15 protein-coding genes are annotated in these 15692 nt (G+C 60.0%); 13 read left to right on the top strand and 2 right to left on the bottom strand.

Features of this window, described 5'->3' with window-relative positions; translation table 11 throughout:
- Position 1: 1 nt before the first annotated feature.
- Entirely contained in the window at positions 2 to 1909 is a 1908-nt protein-coding gene (locus D5261_RS21080; RefSeq protein WP_125206051.1) for a sensor histidine kinase, read from the bottom strand.
- Between the two features lie 78 nt (positions 1910 to 1987).
- Positions 1988 to 2443 (bottom strand): hypothetical protein, encoded by a 456-nt coding sequence (locus D5261_RS21075; protein WP_119322187.1) that lies wholly within the window; start codon positions 2441 to 2443, stop codon positions 1988 to 1990.
- 223 nt (positions 2444 to 2666) lie between these two features.
- Here D5261_RS21075 and D5261_RS21070 point away from each other — a divergent pair, with 223 nt between their 5' ends.
- From D5261_RS21070 to D5261_RS21010, 13 genes are all read left to right on the top strand, one after another.
- Entirely contained in the window at positions 2667 to 3704 is a 1038-nt protein-coding gene (locus tag D5261_RS21070) for a zinc-dependent alcohol dehydrogenase family protein (protein ID WP_119322188.1), read from the top strand.
- A gap of 18 nt (positions 3705 to 3722) precedes the next feature.
- A complete protein-coding gene (locus D5261_RS21065) occupies positions 3723 to 4271 on the top strand; it encodes a general stress protein (RefSeq protein WP_119322189.1) in 549 nt (182 codons plus the stop codon).
- Positions 4272 to 4306: 35 nt separating this feature from the next.
- Positions 4307 to 4864: a general stress protein gene (locus D5261_RS21060; RefSeq protein WP_119322190.1), complete on the top strand. Its 558-nt coding sequence runs from the start codon at positions 4307 to 4309 to the stop codon at positions 4862 to 4864.
- Positions 4854 to 6251, top strand: coding sequence for a F0F1 ATP synthase subunit beta (atpD, locus tag D5261_RS21055; RefSeq protein WP_119322191.1), 1398 nt, complete (start codon positions 4854 to 4856; stop codon positions 6249 to 6251). The genes D5261_RS21060 and atpD overlap by 11 nt, the downstream gene beginning before the upstream one ends.
- Positions 6248 to 6637 (top strand): F0F1 ATP synthase subunit epsilon, encoded by a 390-nt coding sequence (locus D5261_RS21050; protein ID WP_119322192.1) that lies wholly within the window; start codon positions 6248 to 6250, stop codon positions 6635 to 6637. The genes atpD and D5261_RS21050 overlap by 4 nt, the downstream gene beginning before the upstream one ends.
- Positions 6630 to 6968: an AtpZ/AtpI family protein gene (locus tag D5261_RS21045; protein ID WP_119322193.1), complete on the top strand. Its 339-nt coding sequence runs from the start codon at positions 6630 to 6632 to the stop codon at positions 6966 to 6968. Before D5261_RS21050 ends, D5261_RS21045 begins: the two co-directional genes overlap by 8 nt.
- Complete coding sequence (locus D5261_RS21040) at positions 6961 to 7281, top strand: ATP synthase subunit I (protein ID WP_119322194.1); 321 nt, start codon at positions 6961 to 6963, stop codon at positions 7279 to 7281. The genes D5261_RS21045 and D5261_RS21040 overlap by 8 nt, the downstream gene beginning before the upstream one ends.
- Positions 7265 to 7960, top strand: a complete 696-nt coding sequence (locus tag D5261_RS21035) for a F0F1 ATP synthase subunit A (protein ID WP_119322195.1) — start codon at positions 7265 to 7267, stop codon at positions 7958 to 7960. Before D5261_RS21040 ends, D5261_RS21035 begins: the two co-directional genes overlap by 17 nt.
- A 29-nt stretch (positions 7961 to 7989) precedes the next feature.
- Entirely contained in the window at positions 7990 to 8271 is a 282-nt protein-coding gene (locus tag D5261_RS21030; RefSeq protein WP_119322196.1) for a F0F1 ATP synthase subunit C, read from the top strand.
- A 4-nt stretch (positions 8272 to 8275) separates the two neighbouring features.
- On the top strand, positions 8276 to 9106 hold the full coding sequence (locus D5261_RS21025; RefSeq protein WP_119322197.1) for a F0F1 ATP synthase subunit delta: 831 nt from the start codon (positions 8276 to 8278) through the stop codon (positions 9104 to 9106).
- The gene (locus D5261_RS21020; protein WP_119322198.1) at positions 9103 to 10650 is read left to right on the top strand and encodes an alternate F1F0 ATPase, F1 subunit alpha; all 1548 of its coding nucleotides are present in this window, start codon (positions 9103 to 9105) and stop codon (positions 10648 to 10650) included. The genes D5261_RS21025 and D5261_RS21020 overlap by 4 nt, the downstream gene beginning before the upstream one ends.
- The gene (locus D5261_RS21015) at positions 10647 to 11525 is read left to right on the top strand and encodes a F0F1 ATP synthase subunit gamma (RefSeq protein WP_119322199.1); all 879 of its coding nucleotides are present in this window, start codon (positions 10647 to 10649) and stop codon (positions 11523 to 11525) included. Before D5261_RS21020 ends, D5261_RS21015 begins: the two co-directional genes overlap by 4 nt.
- A 363-nt stretch (positions 11526 to 11888) precedes the next feature.
- On the top strand, positions 11889 to 15677 hold the full coding sequence (locus D5261_RS21010; protein WP_119322200.1) for a carbohydrate-binding protein: 3789 nt from the start codon (positions 11889 to 11891) through the stop codon (positions 15675 to 15677).
- Positions 15678 to 15692 lie beyond the last annotated feature (15 nt).

Here is a 15692-nt window from a genome sequence, read left to right as displayed (position 1 = left end):
TTCAGAGAAGACGGATACGTCGAAAGGGGCGTATTCGATGCAAACCCATGTCTTGCCGCCTGGCGGCGCCGGCGCGGCTCTTGTCGGCGAGCGCTTGCTGCTTCAATGCGTTGATCAAAAGCTGTTCGTTGATCTGACGCATTTCGCTGTTCAGCTCCCGGAGCTCCTGGGATTCCTGTCCCGCAGTGGCCGCCACAAACGACAGCGGCGTCTTCAGAGGATCGGAATCCACCCGCGTCTCGTCTTCGCCGCCCTGCGCCTCGACCAGCGGAAAGCGCGCGCGCACGGTGGATCCCTCGCCGGGCGAGGCGACAAGCTGGTAGACACCGTTCAAGAGGCCGACGCGCTCCGACATACTGTGCAGCCCGACGCGCCCGGCGTCGGCGGCGATCTTTTCCGGGACAAAGCCCCGCCCCCAGTCGCGCACCTCCAGACTCAGCCGCGCCGCGCCGCCCGCGCCATCCTCTTCTAACAGCAGCAATAATCGGACACGCCGCGCCTGTGCGTGTTTGCGGGCGTTCGTCAGCGCTTCCTGCGCCACTCGGTACACAGCGGTCTCCAGCGTCTGGTCGAACCGGCGCCCCGCAATGTTGTGCACGAACTCCGCCTGCGCCCATCCAGCCCGGACTTTTTCTTCTCCAAGATGCTGCTCCAATGCGCCCGCCAATCCCAGATCGTCTAACGCGAGCGAGCGCAGGCCGTTCACCATGCGCCGCGATTCACTGACCGCGTCCTTCAGATATCCGAGCCCTTGATCCAACTCGCGTTCCGCTCTTTCCGTTTCGCCCCCCGCCTTGGCCTGGCGAAACGATTCCAGATGCGCCTGGGAGGCCATCACGTACTGAGTCAGGCCGTCATGCAGATCGTAAGCGACAGCCCGCCGCTCATCCTCCTGAGCGGCGATCAATCCACGCACCAGACCGCGCTGCCGCGCGATCATCTCCAGGCTATTGATCGCCACCGCCGCATACGCGCCCAGCGCCTGCACCGCGATTTCGTCGGCTTCGGTAAATGCGCCGCCGCCTTCCTTGTTGGTCAGGTAGAGGCTTCCCACCACGGCGTCGCCACGGCAGATCGGCACGCCCAAAAAGCTCTCCATGGGCGGATGGTTTGGCGGAAAGCCGACCGAGGAAGGATGAGACGCCAGGGAATCGATTCGCAGCGGCTCGCAGCGATGCAGCAAATGTCCTAAAACGCCAAGCCCGTCCGGCCGCTGGCCGAGCCGCGCTTCATCCTCCGGCGACAGCCCGACGGTCACGAACTCCGACAGACCTTTCCCGTCCAAGCGCGCCACGCCGATCGCCGCGTAGCGCGCCCCGGCCAATGTCCGCGCGGCGCCGGCAATATGCCGAAGCGCCTCCACGCCCGTCAGCTGGGACAAAACCCCGAGGGCGACCCGGTTCGCCGTGTCCAGCACGACCGTATGGTCTCGCCCCTGTTTTTCCAGGGGCTTCAGCCGCTCATCCGCTTCGCGCGCGTTCGCTTCCGCCTGCTTCGCGGCCGATGTGTCGCGCGCAATGGTCACGGCGCCGACAATGCGCCCCGCCGCGTCCCGCAATGGCGTCAAGTTCAAAAGCATGGGAATACGCGCTCCGGAACGTGTCATCCGGAACGTCTCAAAGTGTTCGATCTGTTCTCCGGCGGCGACGCGCGCCATGAGCTCGTTTGTTTCGCTAGGGCGGTCGGCGGGAAGCAGGCGATCGATGGACTGTCCAATCATCTCCTCGGAACTGTAGCCGTAGACGCGCTCGGCGCCGCGGCTCCAAAGGGTGACGATATTGTCCAGTGTCTTGCAGAAAATCGCGTCGTCGGAATGCGCAAGGATCGCCTTAAGGGACGATGCTTCCAGTTCCGTGGAGGGTGGAGGGGAGATATTCCGGCGTTCCGAGTCGTCTGGCGCGCGTGTCATCGTTTCTGTCTCGCCGCCGGGACCCAATACTTTCCGTTGGAAGGAAGAGGAGAGCGTCCCGAAAGAAGCAAGCGCGAACTATTTCGTCGCTTTCGCCAAACGCGCCGCCGCCTGTCGTTTGACCGTCTGGTGCTGCGCCAGCAGGGCTAATCCGCTGTCGGTCAATCCATAGAAGTGATGAGTTTTGTCCACATGGCTGGCGATCCGCTCGATATGCCCGCCGGCGATGCTGCGAAGCGCGGTGGTCCGGGCCACGCGCGGCAGCCGAAGAAAATCGATCGCGCCGGATCGAGAGACTTCACGGCCGCGCGCCAGACGGGCGCTCAAAAAGGCGTTCAGCGCCGCCGGGTCGTCCGAAGCCACACCGGGGATCTCATCCACGCAGATCTTCGCGCCTTCGTCGCGCATCCGGGCGAACAGTGCGGCCTGCTCGTCGCTCAGCCGATCCTCGGTCCGGCGCAGCGTGCGCTCCCCCACCCCGCGAAGCGCGAGCGCATCCGCCTGGGTCTTCGAGTGCTGAACTTCCTTATTCATTTCCTGAGCATGCGTTCCTCTGTCTGTCATAGTTACCGTCCTTAATAATTATTAACAATCTATTACAATTATCTCCAATTATCGTTAACATGAACCAGAAATGTTTTTTGCGGACAATCGGCCATTAGGCGGATGCGCTCTAAAGTTGGAATCTTCATACTCAGTTCAAAGATCATTGATGAATCACCGCGCTCATGCGACAGACAAATTCAGGAGAATACCGATGAAGGCACTCGTTTACCGTGGACCAGGATTGAAAGCGATCGAAGACCGGCCGAAGCCGGAGATCCAGGCCCCCAGCGACGCGATCGTTAAAATCGTGAAGACGACGATTTGCGGCACGGATCTGCATATCCTGAAGGGCGATGTCACCACTTGCGCTCCAGGCCGCATTCTCGGGCATGAGGGTGTTGGGATCGTCGACTCCATCGGCGGCGGCGTCACCGCCTTCCATGTGGGCGACCGTGTTCTTATTTCCTGCATCTCTTCCTGCGGCAAATGTGACTACTGCCGGCGCGGGATGTATTCTCATTGCGCCACGGGAGGCTGGATCCTCGGTAATGAGATCGACGGCACTCAGGCCGAGTATGTCAGAACTCCGCACGCTGACACCAGTCTTTATCCAATCCCAGCAGGAGCCGATGAAGAAGCGATGGTCATGCTCAGCGATATTCTGCCGACAGGGTTCGAATGCGGCGTGCTCAACGGCAAGGTTGCGCCGGGTTCGACGGTCGCCATCGTGGGCGCCGGACCAATCGGACTAGCTGCGCTCCTGACGGCGCAGTTTTACTCTCCCTCCGAGATCATCATGATCGATCTGGATGACAATCGCCTGGAGATCGCCCGTCAGTTCGGCGCGACGCAAACGATCAACAGCGCGGACGGGCAGGCGGCCGAGAAGGTGCGAGCGCTCACGGACGGACGAGGCGTCGACACGGCAATTGAGGCTGTCGGCATACCGGCAACCTTTCTACTCTGCGAGGAGTTGGTTGGTCCAGGCGGCGTCATCGCCAATGTTGGCGTGCATGGCGTGAAAGTCGATCTTCACCTCGAACTGCTCTGGGCCAAAAATATTACCATCACGACCCGCCTAGTCGATACCGTCACGACGCCCATGCTTCTGAAGACCGTGCAATCCAAGAAGCTCGATCCAGGCCGGCTGATCACGCATCGATTCAAGCTGGACCAAATCCTCGACGCCTACGACATCTTTGGCCGCGCCGCCGAGACGCATGCGCTCAAAGTCATTATCGAAGCGTAACCCACAGGAGCACATTCCATGTCCAGCACAATCGCCAATCCAAGCGCAATATCCACTGCGCCCGACGAAACCGTCGCGACGCTCTATTCCAATCATAACGCCGCAGAAGATGCGGTGCGCCTTCTTGTCGAGGATGGCGTTCCAGTACGGCAAATCTCACTGATCGGCCGCAACTTCGAGACGGTGGAAGATGTCCAGGGCTTTTATCGTCCGGCGGATGCGGCGCTCGCGGGAGCGGAAGCCGGCGCCTGGTTCGGCGGTTTCTTTGGATTGATGGCTGGAGCGATGGGGTTCTTTGTATTCCCGATGTTTGGCGCGGTAACAGTGCTCGGACCGCTGGCGGGACTGATCGCCGGCGCCGTCGGCGGCGCCGGATTCAACGCGCTCGTCAACGCGATGATGGCGGCCGGCATTCCCAGATATCAAGCGCTCAAATTCCACGACCGACTCAAATCCGGTGATTACTTGGTGATCGTCCACCGACCGGCCGAGACGGTGACCGGCTTCATGATCATGGATGGCGAAACCTATCAGTGTACGACGCCGCTGCCGACTTCGAGCGAGTAATGCAGATTCGTGAAACGAACAGGAAATCCTAAAAAATGAACACCACATTGACCAATTCCGTAATATCCCCCATCGCAGCCGATGAGGCCGTCGTGGCGATTTTTCCCACTCATGACGCCGCCGAACAAGCGGTCCGACATCTTGCCGACGCCGGGTTGCTCATGCGCGAAATTTCTATCGTCGGCCGTAACTTTGAAACGCGTGAGGATGTCCAGGGTTTTTACCAGCCGGCGGACGCCGCGCTGGCCGGGGCGGCGCAGGGCGCCTGGTTCGGCGGCGTATTCGGAATGTTGATGGGAGCCATGGGCTTCTTCATTCTGCCTGCAATCGGCGCGCTCATGGTGCTTGGCCCGCTTTCCGGGTTTATCGCGGGAGCCGTCGGCGGCGCGGGAGTGGGCGCTTTGATCAGTGGGTTGATGGCGGCGGGAATCCCCCGAGACCAGGCTCTCAAGTATCAGGATCGACTCCAGGCCGGCGAATTCCTCGTCGTCGTGCATGGAACGGCGGGTGAGGCGGCGCGGGCGCACGGAATATTGGCCGAGACGCAGCAGACGCACCTCCAGACCTACAGCGCTTCCAATCATGCCAAATAGCGCCCTTACGCAAAATCTCGGCAAGGTCGTCTCCGTGCGTGGAAGCGTCGTGGATATTTGCTTCGAGAATCATCTCCCCGCAATCTATTCGATGCTGCGCGCGGGTGACGATGGGCGGATCGTCATCGAAGTTCGCGCGCAGCTGGATGCGCTCCATGTGCGCGGAATTGCATTGACGCCGACGCAAGGTCTTGCGCGCGGCATGGCGGCTGCGGATACGGGCGAACCATTAAAAGCGCCTGTGGGCAAAGGGGTTCTCTCGCGGATGTTCGATGTATTCGGGAACGCCATCGATCGTGAAGGAGCGGTGACCGATGTCGAATGGCGTTCCGTGCACCGGGCTCCGCCGCCGCTAGCGCGGCGATCCACCCAATCGGCGATTTTTGAAACGGGCATCAAGGTGATTGATGTGCTGACGCCGCTGGAGAGCGGCGGCAAAGCGGGACTTTTCGGCGGCGCCGGCGTGGGGAAGACGGTGCTGCTCACCGAAATGATCCACAACATTGTCGAACGGCGGCAAGGCGTCAGTATCTTTTGCGGCATCGGCGAACGCTGCCGCGAAGGCGAGGAGCTTTACCGCGATATGAAGGAAGCCGGCGTGCTTCCCAATATGGTCATGCTCTTCGGGCAAATGAACGAGCTTCCGGGAGCCCGTTTTCGGATCGGGCACGCCGCGTTGACGATGGCCGAGTATTTCCGTGACGACGAGCATCGCGACGTACTGCTTCTCGTCGATAATATTTTCCGCTTCATTCAAGCAGGGATGGAAGTGTCGGGACTGCTCGGACAGATGCCGTCACGTCTGGGTTATCAGTCGACGATGAGCACGGAGCTCGCGGAGCTGGAAGAACGGATCGCCAATACGGACGCCGGCTCCATCACGTCCATCCAAGCCGTCTATGTTCCAGCGGACGACTTCACCGATCCAGCGGCGGTGCATACATTCTCGCATCTTTCGGCCTCGATCGTACTATCGCGCAAGCGGGCGAGCGAAGGTCTGTTCCCTGCCATCGATCCACTGCAATCCAACTCCAACATGACCACTCCGGGCGTCGTCGGCCAGCGGCATTACGATCTGGCGCAGGAAATCCGACAGACGCTCGCGCAGTACGCCGACCTCAAGGATATCATCGCCATGCTCGGCTTGGAGCAGCTTGCTCCAGAGGATCGCAACGTCGTCGCCCGCGCCCGCCGTCTGGAGCGTTTTCTCACGCAGCCGTTTTTCACGACCGAGCAATTTACCGGTCACCAGGGAAAGCTCGTCAGTCTCAAGGACGCGCTGGACGGCTGCGAGCGGATCTTGAATGACGAATTCAAAGACTATCCCGAGAGCGAGCTCTACATGATTGGATCGATTGATGAAGCGTTGGGAAAGGCGAAAACATGAATCTTAAGGTGCTGCTACCCTCCCAGATCTTCGCGGAAAAAACCGACGTGCTACGCATCGTTGCGGAGACGCATGAAGGATCGCTGGGACTTCTGCCGCGCCGCCTGGACTGTGTGGCGGCGCTTGAACCGGGAATTTTGATCTACGAAACCGAAGCGGAGGGTGAGATCTACATCGCTGTAGATGAAGGAATGCTGGTCAAGACTGGCGCGAACATACTCGTTTCCGTGCGCCGGGCGATTTCTGGAACGGACTTAGGTCAATTGCGCGCCGCAGTTGAGCGAGAGTTCCAAACGCTGGGCGCACAGGAGCAAAGCGTGCGCTCCATCATGGTGAAATTGGAAGCCGGACTGATGCGACGTTTGGCGAGATTTGAGCATGAATAACGATCCGGCAAAGCAAGCCTCAAAGCATGGCGCGGTATTCGCCGATCGGGTCGGCGCAAAGGCGACGCGCAAGCTCAAAGCGCGGCGTCGCTCGCCAAACACTATCTGGCTCGGATTTGGCGTGATGGGCCTGATCGGGTGGTCTGTGGTTGTCCCTACATTGTTTGGCGCGATGCTTGGCCTCTGGCTAGACAAACACTACCCAGGTAAGCACGCCTGGACGCTGGCGCTGCTGGCGGCGGGACTTGCAATTGGCTGCTTCAATGCGTGGAATTGGGTTGCTAAGGAAGACCGAGCGATGCATGAGGAACAGGAGGACGCCCATGAATGAAATACTGCTTCGGATCGCGGCGGGTATCGCCGGAGGACTGCTTGGCGCGATCTTTTTCGGAGGCCTCTGGTGGACGGTTCGCAAGGGAATCGCATCCGAGCGCCCGGCATTCTGGTTCTTCGGCAGCCTCATGACGCGAATGAGCATCGCCCTGATCGGATTCTATTTTGTCTCCGGCAGTCACTGGGATCGAACCCTGGCGTCTCTCCTAGGATTTGTCATCGCGCGCCTGATCGTTTCGCAGCGAACCAAGCGATTGGAAGCCAACACGCCCGGCGCCGCGTGGGAGGCAAGACATGCATCTCAGCCCTGACGAGATGATCTTCTGGCGGCATGGTTTTCTCAAGCTGAACGCCACCATCGTGTTCACTTGGGCGCTGATGTTCGCGCTGACGGCGGGATCGATATTGGTCACGCGAAAGCTCTCGACGGATCTGACACGATCCCGTTGGCAAAATCTCCTGGAAATTCTCGTCACCGGCATCGTGAAACAGATAGAAGACATCGGCCTTGGCGATCCGAAAAGGTATCTCGGCTTTCTAGGCACACTGTTTTTATTCGTCGCTGCGGCGAACCTCTGCACAATCATCCCCGGTTACGAGCCGCCGACGAGTTCGCTCTCAACCACGGCCGCCCTGGCGCTGTGCGTATTCGTAGCCGTCCCTCTCTTCGGCATTGAGAACCAGGGCATTGGAGGCTATCTCAAATCCTACGCCGAGCCGACCGTGATCATGCTGCCGTTCAATATCATCAGCGAGATCTCCCGAACGCTGGCGCTCGCAGTGCGTCTCTTCGGCAATATGATGAGCGGCGCGATGATCGTCGGCATTTTGCTCACCATCACTCCTTTTGTTTTTCCCATCGTAATGACGGCGCTTGGTCTCCTCACAGGAATGGTGCAGGCCTATATCTTCACCGTCCTTGCGGCCGTTTATATCGCCGCCGCCACGCGCACGCAAGAACCGATATTGGAGATTGCGCCCCGAACTTAAGATTCTCACGCAACGCGAAAGGACACACCATGGACAGCATGACGCTCATCGCCGTCGCCTCAATCAGCACCGCCGGCCTGACGATCGCCGTCGGAAGTATCGGCCCCGCGCTCGGCGAAGGCAAAGCCGTCTCGACGGCGCTCAGTTCACTGGCTCAGCAGCCCGACGCCGCCGCCACGATCACCCGAACGCTGTTCGTCGGTTTGGCGATGATCGAATCGATCGCGATTTATTGTTTTGTGATCTCGATGATTTTGATTTTCGCCAATCCGTTCTGGAACCACGCCATCGCCCAGACAACAGGGAAGTAGATCCATGTTAATTGACTGGTTCACCGTCATCGCTCAAACGCTCAACTTTCTCATACTCGTCTGGCTATTAAGACGCTTCCTATATAAGCCGATCCTGGACGCGGTGGATTCGCGTGAGAAGCGGATCGCCGCGCAGATCGCGGACGCCGGAGTGAAAATGGCCGAAGCCCACAAGGAGCGCGATGAGTATCAGCATAAAAACGAGGAGTTCGACGCCCAGCGCGCCACACTTCTCAATCAGGCGACGAACGACGCGAACGCAGAACGTCAGCGCCTGATTGAGGAAGCAGGAAAGACGGCCGACGCCCAGAGCACGCTACGACGGGAAATGCTCCTCAACGAAGCCCACAGCCTCAATCAAGCCATTCGCCTCAGTACTCAGCAGGAAGTATTCGCCATCGCGCGAAAGACGCTGGCGGATCTCGCGGCGACAAGCCTGGAGTTATGCATGACGGACGTGTTTGCTCGCCGTTTGCGCGCCATAACCGGTCCGGTGAAAGAAAGCCTTGGCGCCGCCCTCAAAACATCATCCAGTCCAGTGTTAATACGCAGCGCATTCGATCTGCCGGCGGAGGGGCGCGCGACGATCCAAAACGCACTTAACGAAACGTTCTCCTCCGATATTCCCGTTCGATTCGAGACGACGCCAGATCTGATCGGCGGCGTCGAACTCACAGCGAACGGCCAGAAATTGGCGTGGAGCATCGCGGATTATCTGATATCGCTGGAAAGCAGAGTCGGCGAGCTTATTGCGCGGAAGGGCTCAGGAACCATCACAACAGCACAGGCGAACGCCGGCGCTCTCCCTATGAACGAAAGCGCGTCTCGACAATGAGAAGAAAAGCCGAAAGCTTGCAAGACGGCTTCGACCAGGGGTTCGCCGATATCCGTCAAGCACGCGAAGAGTTCACGCCGAACCTGACGCCGCGTGAGATAGGCGCGGTCGCGCGTGTCTCTACCGGAGTCGCCATGGTTTCCGGCCTTCCCGGGGTCGGCTTCGAAGAGTTAATTCAGTTTGCCGGCGGCGTGCTTGGCGTCGCATTCAACGTCGATGAAGAGGAAATCGGCGTGGTGCTCCTCGGTGAGCATTGGCGTCTGCACGCGGGAGACGAAGTCGAGCGCACGGGCCGTGTTACCGATGTAGCTGTGGGCGACGGGCTACTGGGCCGCATCATTGACCCTCTCGGCCGGCCACTCGACGACGCCGGCTCGTTAGACGCCCACGAACGCCGTCCCATCGAACGTCCGGCGCCGGCAATCATGGACCGCGCACCGGTCACTGTCCCGCTCCAAACAGGGATAAAAGTCATTGATGCGCTTCTGCCGATTGGCCGAGGGCAGCGCGAGTTGATTTTGGGCGATCGTCAGACAGGGAAAACCGCTATCGCGATCGGCTCGATTCTCAATCAGCGGGATCAGGACGTTGTATGTATCTATTGCGCCATCGGACAGCGAGCCTCCGCCGTGGCGAAGGCTGTGGCTACCTTGCGGGCGCACGGGGCGATGGACTACACCGTCGTTGTCGTCAGCGAAGGCAACGATCCGCCGGGTCTCACGTACATCGCTCCATACGCCGCAACTACCATTGCGGAATATTTTATGGAAAGAGGCCGGGATGTGCTGATCGTATACGACGATCTCACGCAGCACGCCCGCGCCTATCGCGAGCTTTCCCTCCTGCTCCGGCGGCCCCCGGGCCGTGAAGCCTTTCCCGGAGATATCTTCTACATTCATTCACGGCTTCTGGAGCGCGCGACACATCTCACCGACGAGCACGGCGGAGGTTCTCTCACCGCTCTGCCGATTATCGAAACCGAAGCGCAGGACATTTCCGCCTATATTCCGACCAACTTGATTTCCATCACGGATGGGCAGATCTATCTCTCGCCATCGCTGTTCGAACTAGGCGTGCTGCCGGCTGTCGATGTCGGAAAATCCGTGTCCCGCGTCGGCGGCAAAGCCCAAAGGGCGACCTATCGCGCGGTGGCCAGCGATCTCAAGCTCGCCTATGCGCAGTTTGAAGAGCTGGAGGCATTCGCTAAGTTTGGCGCGCGGCTAGACGAAAACACTCTCAAGTCGATCAAACACGGACGGCGCATCCGCGCCTGCCTTCAGCAGCCGGAATACTCCCAGGTCACCGTGCCCGCACAAATCGCTATCCTATTGGCGCTGTCCGCCAGGCTCTTCGACGAGGTCCCGTTGGAACAGATGACGGACGCCGAGTACGCCGTACAGGAGGCGTCGGCCTCTATTCCAGCCGAAGTATGCGCGGGATTTGAAAGCGCCGCGAAATTGAACGATGACGACCGTAAGACCATCGTCGAAATTGACCGCAAATCACTGGCGCCCTTTCAGTCGAAACCGAAGGAAAAAGCATGAGCGATTCCATGGCGAGCCTGCGCCGAAAGATCGATAGCGCCGGCGATTTGCAGTCGGTCGTGCGCACGATGAAAGCCGTGGCCGCTTCCAGCGTCGGACAATATGAGAAATCGATGCTTGCCCTGGTCAATTACTATCGGACTGTAGAGCTGGGATTGGCTGCTTGCCTTCATAGAAGTGAAACGACGCCGTTTGTGGCCGCAGAGAAACGGAAAACGGAAATTGGAGCCATCGTTTTCGGTTCCGACCAGGGGTTGGTGGGACAATTTAACGATGTGGTGGCCGATTACGCGATTGAGACGCTTGCGTCTTTGCCTGGCAAACCCCAAGTATGGGTCATCGGCGAGCGCGTTCATGAGCGCCTAGTGGAGGCGGGTCTCTCCGTGATTGCAGTATTTGCCTCCCCCAATACCGTCCAAGCGATTACGCCACTTGTCGGTCAGATTCAGATGGCGAGTGAAGCGCATCGAGAAAACACCGACAATGGATGCGTTTATATCTTCCACAATCGTCCACGGTCCGGATCACTCTATGAACCGACCGGACAGCGCCTGCTGCCGCTCGACGCGCGATGGCAATCGGATCTGGCAAAAATCCCATGGCCATCGGAAAATTTGCCCGAGATCCTGGGGGACAGTGATGAGACACTGCGCAAGCTGATTCACGAATATCTCTTCATCTCTCTTTTCCGCGCATGCGCCGAATCCCTCGCGAGCGAGAACGCAAGCCGTCTCTCGGCGATGCAGCGAGCCGAAAGAAACATCGACGAGTTGCTGGACGATCTCCATGGCGCATTCCATCGTCTGCGTCAAGGCAGCATCGACGACGAACTATTTGACGTCGTCTCAGGTTTCGAAGCACTGTCCTCGCCATAGCGGATCGTACGGCGCCCAACATTGGACCGGCATGAAAAAATGTCGTTGACAAAGTGCGGGAAGCGTTGTATACTGGTCACGCTCTGCTAGCACAGTTCGCGCATTAGCGCGACTCTGCTGGCATGTCTTTGTGACGCCGCCCAGTAAACCTCCACGATGTGATGTGGAGAAAAGTTACATATCCTCAAAATTCAGTTTAATAGCAACAATCGCAATACAGTTTGTGTGATTTAAGAAATACCCGGAGAAAGGAGTGAAGCGGCGAAACGATCCTAAGTAAGTCACGCCTCTCGGAGAATGGCGCGTGTGTAATCAGTAGTCGTACTTTTCGCGATATTGCAACACAATTGCAGGAGGATCGGAATGGTAATTTCCCAGGAGCGCTTTCGCAGCGCCCGACAAAGTAAATCTTTCAGCCAGAGACGACTGAGCAGTCTTCCTCTCACCATGGCGCTTCTGCTGACCACAGGCGCGATGTGTTCGGCGCACTCCCCGTTTACCGGCACTCCGGTTGCCGTTCCAGGCACGATCAACGCCGTCGACTACGATACTGGAACGCAGGGGGACGCCTACAATATCCAGCAGCCGGCCTCGAGCGGCGTGTATCGCGCGGACGACACGAACGGCCCCGTCCCGATCAACTCCATCAATCAATATGGAACCGCAACTGGCGTGATTGTCGGCGGCAACGGCTATGTGGTCGGCAACCATGTCGTCCAGGGCGACTGGCTGACCTATACCGTCAATGTCGCCACGACCGGCAACTATGACATCCAGGTCAACGCCGCGCCGGCCCAGGCGGGACGGCAGATGGACTTCCAGCTGGACGGCGTGGACGTTACTCCCGGCAACATCACGCTCGCGCAGACGAGCAGCTGGGGCAACTTCGGCGTCGCCACCTATCAGTCCGCGCATCTGACCGCCGGCGTGCACACTTTGAAGGCGATTATCGCGGATGTTAACGCGATTTTCGTCATCAATACCTACACGATCACCCCGCATGTCGTCCACACGTATTACGTCAGCAGCAGCACCGGCAACGACAATAATCCGGGCACGCAGGCGTCGCCATTCGCGACGGTCGCGAAGGCGGAGAGCATCTCGCTGACCTCCGGCGACTCGGTCCTGTTCAAGCGCGGAGACAGCTGGCGCGAAGTTTTGAACCCGCTGAGCAGCGGCGCGACCGGCAACCCCATCACCTTCGCCGATTACGGCAGCGGCGCCAAGCCGAAGTTCTGGGGCAGCAACCAGATTCCCGTCAATGACGGGCAGTGGGTTTCTCAGGGGAACAATGTCTACACGCATTCGTACTCCCAGCAGGTGAACTCCGTCCTGGCGAACCAGCAGTTCCTGATCGACATCTTTAACGGCGGCACGGGGGATGGCAGCGTCGTCCGCGATCCGAGCAGCACAGCCAACTGCTGGAAGTGGAGCGGCGGCGTTCTCACCATCAGCACCAGCGGCTCCAACCCGAACACGAACGGCGTTCAGTATGATGTCTGCGTCCGCGACAACGTCATCTGCAACGGCAACCAGCTGACTTCCAACTACACGAAGAACCTGGTGTTCCGGAACCTGGTCGTGGACGAGTGCGGGTCCAACCAGAACCCGACGCTCGGCTACGGCGTCCGCATTGAAGGCGACGGCGTAAACACGGGCGTTAACGTGCTGGTGGACGGATGCGAGGTGTATCGCTACGGCCGCCATGGCTTCGCGGTCATCGACGGATCGAACGTCACGTTCAATAGCTGCTACTGCGCCTACCCGATGCCCAATGTCCAGACCGGGCAGACGGCTTACGTCTCGTTCGGCAACCAGGGTCCGAACCTGAGTGAAACGTCCTACTACAACAACTGTATCGCCGAGCATCAGGCGGACACCTGGGGCGGCCGGAACGACTTCGAGTATGAGGCCTTCACGGACCACGGCAACTCGCTCCAGTCCGTCACGCTGAACAACTTCCAGGCGATCGACACCGGCGGCGACGGAACCGGCGACAACTGCACCTTCGACGGCGCCAGCGGCGCGGTCGTCACCGTCAACGGCGGTATCTGCTACAGCGCGCAGGTCAACACGCTCGGGCCGAATGTCGTCGTCAACGGCATGACCATCACCGGCCCTTACGCCAGTATGGACATCGCCGGCAGCGGCAATACCATCGAGAACTGTCTGATCGCGGGAACGAATAACGCCGGACCTTACAACTCCGCGGTCTGGATCCGGGGCGACAGCAATATCTTCCGGTTCAACACGGTCTCGACGGCGTCAACGGCGGGCAATGGGTTCACCGCCCTGTGTCTCGCATCGCTCGGCAGCACGTACGGCACGAACGCGCAGGTTTACGGCAACATCCTGCTCGCCAACCAGCTCGCGATCAACACGTTCACCAGTACGAACTCGTTCAGCGCGGCGAACGTCCGCAACAACATCTACAACAACGGCGCGACCTTCCAGATCAACTACGGAACCGTCTGGAACCTGTCCCAGTGGCAGGGACAGGGATACGACGCCAATTCCATCCAGGTCGCGAGCCCAACCACGGCGCTGTTCTCCAATGCCGCCGCCGGCGACTACTCGCTGAAGTCGGGATCCTCGGCGATTGACTTTGTCCCGACCTCCGTCGCCCACCCGACCTCGGATATTCTCGGCAACGCCCGCCCGCATGGCGCGGCGGACGACGCCGGCGCGTACGAGTATGGCGGAACCGCCGGCTCGGCTCCGGTCATCAGCAGCGCCGCGACGGCTTCGGGAACGGTCGGTACGGCGTTCAGCTATCAGATCACGGCGAGCAACAGCCCCACAAGCTACAGCGCGACGGGACTGCCGGCGGGACTGTCCGTTAACACCAGCAGCGGCCTTATTTCGGGAACGCCCACGGCGGCGGGCACATCCACCGTCACCCTTGGCGCGACCAACGCCACCGGCACGGGCAACAAAACTCTGACCATCACAATCGCCGTCGCCGCGCCGGTGATTAGCAGCGCCGCCACGGCGACGGGCACGGTGGGCGCGGCGTTCTCTTATCAGATCACCGCGAGCAACAGCCCGACCAGCTACAGCGCCTCTGGGCTGCCGGCGGGTCTGTCGGTCAGCACGAGCACGGGCTTGATCTCCGGCACGCCCACGGCGTCCGGCACATCCACGGTGACTCTCGGCGCGACCAACGCCGGCGGAACGGGGAACAAGACGCTCACGATCACCATCAATCCGGCGACTCCCGTGGAATCGCCCTATGGTGGTACGCGATGGAGCATTCCCGGCAAGATCGAAGCCGAGAACTACGATCTGGGCGGCGAAGGCGTGGCGTACCACGATAACGACGCCGGCAATACCGGCGGCGCTTATCGCAGCGACAACGTGGATATCCGCGCGGTCGTCAGCGACACCGGCGGCGGCTACCAGGTCGGCTGGACGAACACCGGCGAATATCTCAACTACATGGTGAATGTCACCGCCGCCGGGACCTACCAGTTCCAGACGCGGGTCTCCTCCGGCTCCTCCGGCGGCAGCATCCATTTCAACGTGGATGGGACGAACGTGACCGGCGCGATCGCGGTGCCGGGCACCGGCAGCTACGATACGTTCACCACGGTCAACTCCGGCAGCGTCTCACTCACCGCCGGCAATCACACCATCCAGCTCTACGAGGATGCGGACAACGGCTACGACTTCAACTGGTTCAACGTCAAAACCGTTGGGCCGAGCTACGCTATCAACTGCGGAGGACCGGCCGTCAGCCCGTTCGTGGCGGATGAGTTCTTCACCAGCGCCGGAACGGGCGTCGTGAGCGGCGCCGCCGTTTCGACGACCGGCGTGACCAACGCCGCTCCGGCGGCGGTCTACTCGACGGCGCGCTACGGCGGCGACGTCATCTACACGGTCCCGAGCCTGCCGGTGGGCGCATCGTATCATCTGCGAATGCACTTCGCCGAGACGTACTGGCCCGCCGCCGGAGACCGCAAGTTCAACGTGGTGGTCAACGGAACCCAGCTGATGACCAACTTCGACATCTTCGCGGACGCCGGAGGCGCCAACAAGGCCGACGTCAAGGACCTGGACACGACCGTGAACTCCAGCGGCCAGATCGTTATCCAGTTCCACGCAACCGTTGACAACGCCCAGGTCGCCGCGATTGAGGTGACGCCGAACTAAACTAACAAAGCGCTC

Source organism: Capsulimonas corticalis, from assembly GCF_003574315.2.
Classification (GTDB): Bacteria; Armatimonadota; Armatimonadia; order Armatimonadales; family Capsulimonadaceae; genus Capsulimonas; species Capsulimonas corticalis.
This window is presented reverse-complemented; position numbering and strand designations above follow the sequence as displayed.